The 6,883-nt window shown below is 48.4% G+C and carries 7 protein-coding genes, 3 pseudogenes and 1 other annotated feature; of the genes and pseudogenes, 7 read left to right on the forward strand and 3 right to left on the reverse strand.

Annotation, left to right across the window (positions count from 1 at the left end):
- From BGK49_RS30925 to pheA, 4 genes and pseudogenes are all read left to right on the forward strand, one after another.
- Positions 1–283: pseudogene (locus BGK49_RS30925) on the forward strand (IS4 family transposase); the annotation flags it as partial.
- Between the two features lie 260 nt (positions 284–543).
- A complete protein-coding gene (gene raiA / locus BGK49_RS07230; RefSeq protein ID WP_000178456.1) occupies positions 544–885 on the forward strand; it encodes a ribosome-associated translation inhibitor RaiA in 342 nt (113 codons plus the stop codon).
- A gap of 102 nt (positions 886–987) precedes the next feature.
- Positions 988–1,113, forward strand: a sequence feature (Phe leader region).
- Positions 989–1,036, forward strand: coding sequence for a pheA operon leader peptide PheL (pheL, locus tag BGK49_RS29160; protein WP_001386991.1), 48 nt, complete (start codon positions 989–991; stop codon positions 1,034–1,036). (Overlaps the previous feature by 48 nt.)
- Before the next feature lie 21 nt (positions 1,114–1,134).
- Positions 1,135–2,295, forward strand: coding sequence for a bifunctional chorismate mutase/prephenate dehydratase (pheA, locus tag BGK49_RS07235; protein ID WP_000200116.1), 1,161 nt, complete (start codon positions 1,135–1,137; stop codon positions 2,293–2,295).
- 42 nt (positions 2,296–2,337) lie between these two features.
- Here pheA and tyrA read toward each other — a convergent pair whose 3' ends face one another.
- Positions 2,338–3,459 (reverse strand): bifunctional chorismate mutase/prephenate dehydrogenase, encoded by a 1,122-nt coding sequence (tyrA, locus tag BGK49_RS07240; protein WP_000225221.1) that lies wholly within the window; start codon positions 3,457–3,459, stop codon positions 2,338–2,340.
- Positions 3,460–3,469: 10 nt separating this feature from the next.
- On the reverse strand, positions 3,470–4,540 hold the full coding sequence (gene aroF, locus BGK49_RS07245) for a 3-deoxy-7-phosphoheptulonate synthase AroF (RefSeq protein WP_001168066.1): 1,071 nt from the start codon (positions 4,538–4,540) through the stop codon (positions 3,470–3,472).
- Positions 4,541–4,747: 207 nt separating this feature from the next.
- On the opposite strand from aroF, the gene BGK49_RS07250 reads away from it, so the two are divergent.
- From BGK49_RS07250 to dgcN, 3 genes and pseudogenes are all read left to right on the forward strand, one after another.
- Positions 4,748–5,113, forward strand: a complete 366-nt coding sequence (locus BGK49_RS07250) for a DUF2799 domain-containing protein (RefSeq protein WP_004985941.1) — start codon at positions 4,748–4,750, stop codon at positions 5,111–5,113.
- Positions 5,114–5,280: 167 nt separating this feature from the next.
- A complete protein-coding gene (locus BGK49_RS07255) occupies positions 5,281–5,781 on the forward strand; it encodes a YfiR family protein (RefSeq protein WP_149855717.1) in 501 nt (166 codons plus the stop codon).
- Positions 5,771–6,583 (forward strand): annotated as a pseudogene (gene dgcN / locus BGK49_RS07260) (diguanylate cyclase DgcN); the annotation flags it as partial. The gene BGK49_RS07255 and the pseudogene dgcN, both read left to right, overlap by 11 nt.
- Here dgcN and BGK49_RS25770 read toward each other — a convergent pair.
- A pseudogene (locus BGK49_RS25770) lies at positions 6,584–6,883 on the reverse strand (IS1-like element IS1X2 family transposase); the annotation flags it as partial.

Consider the following 6,883-nt stretch of genomic DNA (forward strand, 5'->3'; position numbering starts at 1 on the left):
ATCGTCAGCGTCGTCACTCTCGTCTGGGGAATATCTCCCCGGCAGCCTTCAGGGAAAAATATCATCAGATGGCTGCTTAAAAAAAGAACAAATGGTAGTATCCGCTATTGCCAGTACACCTCACGCTTCACCGGGACGTATACCGGAGCTGATGCGCGATCTTGCAAGTATGGGACAACTTGTGAAATTACCGACGAGAAGGGGAAGGGCCTTCCCGAGAGTGGTAAAGGAGAGGCCCTGGAAATACCCCACAGCCCCGAAAAAGAGCCAGTCAGTTGCTTAACTGACTGGCATTACAGCCCTTGAGCTGCCGTTTTTTTATTCTGTTAGTTGTGAAACTGAAGCGATTTAGTCACTATCGATCTCATCAAATATGGCTCGCTTTGAGATATTCCTCAAGTAAAAAAACACCTCTTCCTGCGATTTCTCACAAAAAAGATTCGTTGACAAAAAGTGACAAAATTATGAGATTCCCATCACACATTTTGACATCAGGAACGGTATGCTGAATTCACCAAGACGGGAAGACAAGAGGTAAAATTTATGACAATGAACATTACCAGCAAACAAATGGAAATTACTCCGGCCATCCGCCAACATGTCGCAGACCGTCTCGCCAAACTGGAAAAATGGCAAACACATCTGATTAATCCACATATCATTCTGTCCAAAGAGCCACAAGGGTTTGTTGCTGACGCCACAATCAATACACCTAACGGCGTTCTGGTTGCCAGTGGTAAACATGAAGATATGTACACTGCAATTAACGAATTGATCAACAAGCTGGAACGGCAGCTCAATAAACTGCAGCACAAAGGCGAAGCACGTCGTGCCGCAACATCGGTGAAAGACGCCAACTTCGTCGAAGAAGTTGAAGAAGAGTAGTCCTTTATATTGAGTGTATCGCCAACGCGCCTTCGGGCGCGTTTTTTGTTGACAGCGTGAAAACAGTACGGGTACTGTACTAAAGTCACTTAAGGAAACAAACATGAAACACACACCGTTTTTCTTCGCATTCTTTTTTACCTTCCCCTGAATGGGAGGCGTTTCGTCGTGTGAAACAGAATGCGAAGACGAACAATAAGGCCTCCCAAACCGGGGGGCTTTTTTATTGATAACAAAAAAGGCAACACTATGACATCGGAAAATCCATTACTGGCGCTGCGAGAGAAAATCAGCGCGCTGGATGAAAAATTATTAGCATTACTGGCAGAGCGGCGCGAACTGGCCGTCGAGGTGGGAAAAGCCAAACTGCTCTCGCATCGCCCGGTACGAGATATTGATCGTGAACGCGATTTACTGGAAAGATTAATTACGCTCGGTAAAGCGCACCATCTGGACGCCCATTACATTACTCGCCTGTTCCAGCTCATCATTGAAGATTCCGTATTAACTCAGCAGGCTTTGCTCCAGCAACATCTCAATAAAATTAATCCGCACTCAGCACGCATCGCTTTTCTCGGCCCCAAAGGTTCTTATTCCCATCTTGCGGCGCGCCAGTATGCTGCCCGTCACTTTGAGCAATTCATTGAAAGTGGCTGCGCCAAATTTGCCGATATTTTTAATCAGGTGGAAACCGGCCAGGCCGACTATGCCGTCGTACCGATTGAAAATACCAGCTCCGGTGCCATAAACGACGTTTACGATCTGCTGCAACATACCAGCTTGTCGATTGTTGGCGAGATGACGTTAACTATCGACCATTGTTTGTTGGTCTCCGGCACGACTGATTTATCCACCATTAATACGGTCTACAGCCATCCGCAGCCATTCCAGCAATGCAGCAAATTCCTTAATCGTTATCCTCACTGGAAGATTGAATATACCGAAAGTACGTCTGCGGCAATGGAAAAGGTTGCACAGGCAAAATCACCGCATGTTGCTGCGTTGGGAAGCGAAGCTGGCGGCACTTTGTACGGTTTGCAGGTACTGGAGCGTATTGAAGCGAATCAGCAACAAAACTTCACCCGATTTGTGGTGTTGGCACGTAAAGCCATTAACGTGTCTGACCAGGTTCCGGCGAAAACGACGTTGTTAATGGCGACCGGGCAACAAGCCGGTGCGCTGGTTGAAGCGTTGCTGGTGCTGCGCAACCACAATCTGATTATGACCCGTCTGGAATCACGCCCGATTCACGGTAATCCATGGGAAGAGATGTTTTATCTGGATATTCAGGCCAATCTTGAATCAGCGGAAATGCAAAAAGCATTGAAAGAGTTAGGGGAAATTACCCGTTCAATGAAGGTATTGGGCTGTTACCCAAGTGAGAACGTAGTGCCTGTTGATCCAACCTGATGAAAAGGTGCCGGATGATGTGAATCATCCGGCACTGGATTATTACTGGCGGTTGTCATTCGCCTGACGCAATAACACGCGGCTTTCACTCTGAAAACGCTGTGCGTAATCGCCGAACCAGTGCTCCACCTTGCGGAAACTGTCAATAAACGCCTGCTTATCGCCCTGCTCCAGCAACTCAATCGCCTCGCCGAAACGCTTATAGTAACGTTTGATTAACGCCAGATTACGCTCTGACGACATAATAATGTCGGCATAAAGCTGCGGATCCTGAGCAAACAGTCGCCCGACCATCGCCAGCTCAAGGCGGTAAATCGGCGAAGAGAGCGCCAGAAGTTGCTCAAGCTGAACATTTTCTTCTGCCAGATGCAGCCCATAAGCAAAAGTAGCAAAGTGGCGCAGAGCCTGAATAAACGCCATATTCTGATCGTGCTCGACAGCGCTAATACGATGCAGCCGAGCGCCCCAGACCTGAATTTGCTCCAGAAACCATTGGTATGCTTCCGGCTTACGTCCATCACACCAGACCACAACTTGCTTTGCCAGGCTACCGCTGTCCGGGCCGAACATCGGGTGTAACCCCAGTACCGGGCCATCGTGCGCCGCCAGCATGGCCTGTAATGGTCCATTTTTCACTGATGCCAGATCAACCAGAATACAATCTTTCGGTAAAGGCGGTAATTTGCCGATAACTTGCTCAGTAACGTGGATTGGCACACTAACAATCACCATTCCGGCATCGGCAACAATATCAGCCGCTCGATCCCAGTCATGTTGCTCCAGAATCCGCACCTGATAACCCGAGAGTGTCAGCATCTTCTCGAACAGGCGTCCCATCTGACCGCCACCGCCGACGATAACCACCGGACGCAGTGACGGACAAAGTGTTTTAAATCCTTTGTCGTTTTCACTGGAGTAAGATTCACGCATCACCCGACGCAAAACATCCTCAATCAGATCTGGCGGTACACCCAGAGCTTCCGCCTCTGCACGACGCGAGGCCAACATAGATGCCTCGCGCTCCGGAACATAAATAGGCAGTCCAAAGCGGCTTTTCACCTCGCCCACTTCAGCAACCAGTTCCAGACGCTTCGCTAATAAATTCAGCAGCGCTTTATCGACTTCATCAATTTGATCGCGTAATGCGGTCAATTCAGCAACCATAATAAACCTCTTAAGCCACGCGAGCCGTCAGCTGCCCGTTCAGATCCTGATGAATTTCACGCAGCAAGGCATCGGTCATTTCCCAGCTAATGCAGGCATCGGTTACGGATACACCGTATTTCATTTCACTGCGCGGTTGCTCAGAAGACTGATTGCCCTCGTGGATATTACTTTCGATCATCAGACCAATAATTGAGCGATTGCCATCTTTGATTTGAGCAACCACGGATTCTGCCACCGCAGGCTGACGGCGATAATCTTTATTGGAATTACCGTGGCTGCAATCTACCATCAGAGACGGGCGCAGTCCCGCCTGTTCCATCTCTTTTTCACATTGCGCAACATCCGCAGGGCTATAGTTCGGCGCTTTACCACCGCGCAGGATGACATGCCCGTCCGGATTCCCCTGAGTTTGTAGCAACGCAACCTGCCCTGCCTGGTTAATGCCAACAAAACGGTGCGGCTGGGCGGCGGCGCGCATAGCGTTAATTGCTGTTGCCAGACTGCCGTCGGTGCCGTTTTTAAAACCAACCGGCATGGAAAGCCCGGAGGCCATTTCACGGTGAGTTTGCGATTCCGTTGTACGAGCACCAATTGCTGACCAGCTAAACAGATCGCCCAGGTATTGCGGGCTATTCGGATCTAACGCTTCCGTCGCCAGTGGCAGTCCCATATTCACCAGCTCAAGCAGCAATTTACGCGCGATCTGCAGCCCGGCTTCTACATCAAAAGAGCCATCCATATGGGGATCGTTAATTAACCCTTTCCAGCCGACAGTGGTACGGGGTTTTTCAAAATAGACGCGCATTACCAGATAGAGGCTATCGCTGACCTCTGCGGCAAGGGCTTTAAATCGACGAGCATATTCCAGAGCAGTTTCCGGATCATGAATGGAACAAGGACCACAAACTACCAGCAGACGAGGATCGCGCCCGGCGATAATATCTGAAATGGTTTTACGCGAGTCAGCAATCTGGGCTTCTTGTTGCAGGCTCAATGGAAAAGCGGCCTTCAGTTGTTCCGGAGTCATTAAAACCTGTTCGTCGGTAATATGTACGTTATTCTGCGCGTCTTTTTGCATGATGGCGATCCTGTTTATGCTCGTTTGCGATAGTTGATCCTCAGCGAGGATGACGTAACGATAACACATAAAGTAAAGTTTTCAATCCATATTTCGTACGCTTTTCTTTACACGAACAATTTACTCGCGCTTTGATGCTTATTTCGTACAAATAAATTTACACCTCCTTTAAAAACAATCCGCTATGCTTTGAAAAAGGAGAAAGAAATGATGAAAAAGTTTATCGCCCCCTTATTGGCTTTACTGGTTAGCGGATGTCAGATTGATCCTTATACTCACGCGCCAACCTTGACCAGCACCGACTGGTATGATGTCGGTATGGAAGATGCGATATCGGGCAGCGCCATAAAAGATGACGATGCATTTGGCGATTCACAGGCGGATCGCGGTCTATACCTTAAAGGATATGCCGAAGGACAAAAGAAAACTTGCCAGACCGATTTTACTTATGCCCGGGGACTTTCCGGTAAAAGCTTTCCTGCCAGCTGTAACAATGTTGAAAGTGCCAGCCAACTGCATGAAGTATGGCAAAAAGGGGCTGATGAAAATGCCAGCACAATACGATTAAATTAATTAAAACCCCACAAATAAATTAAACATAAGATTTTACTCATTGTGTTTTATTTCTCACATTGATGACGATCGCATGAAAAAATGATATTTTAATGAGCATTCTGAAAAAATATCGATGCATTTCGAGCGAAGAAGGTGGGGATCCCTGAATGCGTTTTTCTCACTGACTGTTCTTACTTCTGATTCTCCTGCTGACGGGAGCACCAATACTCGCTCAGGAGCCTTCTGACGTTGCGAAAAACGTGCGTATGATGGTTTCCGGTATTGTCAGTTACACCCGCTGGCCTGCGCTATCAGGGCCACCAAAGTTATGTATCTTTTCATCTTCACGTTTTAGTACCGCCCTACAAGAGAATGCCGCGACATCTTTGCCTTATCTGCCTGTCATCATTCACACTCAACAAGAGGCGATGATTTCAGGCTGCAATGGTTTTTATTTTGGCAACGAGTCACCGACATTCCAGATGGAATTAACCGAACAATATCCGTCAAAGGCGTTATTATTAATTGCCGAACAAAATACCGAGTGCATTATTGGTAGCGCCTTTTGTCTGATCATCCACAATAATGACGTCAGATTTGCCGTAAACCTGGATGCCTTATCGCGTAGCGGTGTAAAGGTCAACCCGGATGTCTTAATGCTCGCACGGAAGAAAAATGATGGATAACGATAATTCTCTTAATAAGCGCCCCACGTTTAAAAGAGCATTACGCAACATCAGTATGACCAGCATATTTATCACTATGATGCTGATCTGGTTGCTGCTTTCCGTGACCTCGGTGCTGACCCTGAAACAGTACGCGCAAAAAAACCTGGCACTGACAGCAGCAACAATGACTTACAGTCTGGAAGCAGCTGTCGTTTTTGCCGATGGCCCTGCAGCAACTGAAACACTGGCAGCGCTGGGCCAGCAAGGGCAATTTTCAACTGCAGAAGTACGTGATAAGCAGCAAAATATTCTGGCGCCTGGCATTACACCCGTAAGGATCCAGGCGATACTTTCAGCAATTTCATAAGCCACTGGCTCTTCCCCGCCCCCATCATTCAGCCGATTCGTCACAATGGTGAAACCATTGGCGAAGTACGCTTAACCGCTCGCGACAGTTCAATCAGCCATTTTATCTGGTTTTCGCTCGCCGTACTGACCGGTTGTATTCTGCTGGCATCAGGCATCGCAATTACCCTCACCCGCCATTTGCACAATGGCCTGGTGGAAGCGCTGAAAAATATCACCGATGTCGTACATGATGTGCGTTCCAACCGCAATTTTTCCCGACGAGTTTCTGAAGAACGTATCGCTGAGTTTCACCGCTTCGCTCTCGACTTCAACAGTCTGCTGGATGAAATGGAAGAGTGGCAGCTTCGTTTACAGGCCAAAAATGCGCAGCTTCTGCGTACCGCGCTACATGACCCATTAACCGCGCGCAGCGTTTCGTAGCGGCATCAATACGTTGGGTAATGACTCCAACTTACTGATAGTGTTTTATGTTCAGATAATGCCCGATGACCTTGTCATGCAGCTCCACCGATTTTGAGAACGACAGTGACTTCCGTCCCAGCCTTGCCAGATGTTGTCTCAGATTCAGATTATGTCGCTCAATGCGCTGAGTGTAACGCTTGCTGATAACGTGCAGCTTTCCCTTCAGGCGTGATTCATACAGCGGCCAGCCATCCGTCATCCATACCACGACCTCAAAGGCCGACAGCAGGCTCAGAAGACGCTCCAGTGTGGCCAGAGTGCGTTCACCGAAGACGTGCGCCACAACCGT

Origin of the sequence: Shigella sp. FC1544 (genome assembly GCF_001722145.1) — a bacterium.
GTDB lineage: Bacteria > Pseudomonadota > Gammaproteobacteria > Enterobacterales > Enterobacteriaceae > Escherichia > Escherichia coli.

Coding starts and splice junctions, on each gene's coding strand:
- tyrA (WP_000225221.1), bottom strand. CDS start 3,459: ATGGTTGCTGAATTGACCGCATTACGCGATCAAATTGATGAAGTCGAT.
- raiA (WP_000178456.1), top strand. CDS start 544: ATGACAATGAACATTACCAGCAAACAAATGGAAATTACTCCGGCCATC.
- BGK49_RS07250 (WP_004985941.1), top strand. CDS start 4,748: ATGATGAAAAAGTTTATCGCCCCCTTATTGGCTTTACTGGTTAGCGGA.
- pheA (WP_000200116.1), top strand. CDS start 1,135: ATGACATCGGAAAATCCATTACTGGCGCTGCGAGAGAAAATCAGCGCG.
- aroF (WP_001168066.1), bottom strand. CDS start 4,540: ATGCAAAAAGACGCGCAGAATAACGTACATATTACCGACGAACAGGTT.